The following is an 838-nucleotide window of genomic DNA, read 5'->3' as shown; positions in this document are numbered from 1 at the left end:
TCTTCCATACGCTGGTTAACTTCAGACTGGATGGAGTCAATGTCGGATGCAGAGTTGGAGCTGTTCTGTGCCTGAACGGTCAGGTCACGCACGCGCTGTAAGTTGTTGTTGATTTCTGACAGCGCGCCTTCAGCGGTCTGTGCCAGCGAGATACCGTCATTGGCGTTACGCGCCGCCACGGTCAGGCCGTTGATGTTGGAGGTGAAGCGGTTGGCAATTGCCTGGCCCGCTGCATCGTCCTTCGCGCTGTTGATACGCAGACCGGAAGAAAGACGCTCGATCGCAGAGCCCAGCGATGCCTGAGATTTGTTCAGGTTGTTCTGTGTGGTCAGAGACAGGGTGTTAGTGTTAATTACGGCCATGATAAAATTCCTTAAAAGGTTGGGTATGGGTCAGGTTTCTGGCTCATGGCCGTACCGCCTTCAATAAAATTATCGTCACGGCGAAAAAGATCTTTAGGGGTAAACAGCAGAATTTACGGGAATAATGCCGGAAATAACCGGCGCCGGCATCATGCACTTTTCGGAGGGACATCAGCGGGCGCCCTTGCGGCAGCCGGTATGTGTATAAAAAAAAAGAGCCTCATGATGAGGCTCTTTTTGCGAATGACGCGTATTAACGCAGCAGGGACAGCATGGTCTGCGGAACCTGGTTGGCCTGAGCCAGCACGGACGAGCCGGCCTGCTGGAGGATCTGCGCACGTGACATGTTCGACACTTCCGTCGCGTAATCCGAGTCCTGAATACGGCTGCGGGCTGACGACAGGTTGTCCACCGTGTTGTTCAGGTTGGTGATGGTTGATTCAAAACGGTTCTGCGACGCACCCAGCAGGCTGCGC

Annotated in this window: 2 protein-coding genes; both read right to left on the bottom strand. The window is 54.3% G+C overall.

Annotation, left to right across the window (positions count from 1 at the left end):
• Nucleotides 1-362: flagellin N-terminal helical domain-containing protein (locus GS12_RS22730; RefSeq protein WP_034951302.1), on the bottom strand; the 362-nt coding region annotated here is incomplete at its 3' end.
• 253 nt (nt 363-615) lie between these two features.
• Nucleotides 616-838: flagellin (locus tag GS12_RS22725; protein WP_034951299.1), on the bottom strand; the 223-nt coding region annotated here is incomplete at its 5' end.

Origin of the sequence: Erwinia oleae (assembly GCF_000770305.1) — a bacterium.
In the GTDB taxonomy this organism is placed as follows: Bacteria; Pseudomonadota; Gammaproteobacteria; order Enterobacterales; family Enterobacteriaceae; genus Erwinia; species Erwinia oleae.
Note: the sequence above shows the minus strand (reverse complement) of the source record. Positions and strands in the feature narration are given on the sequence as shown.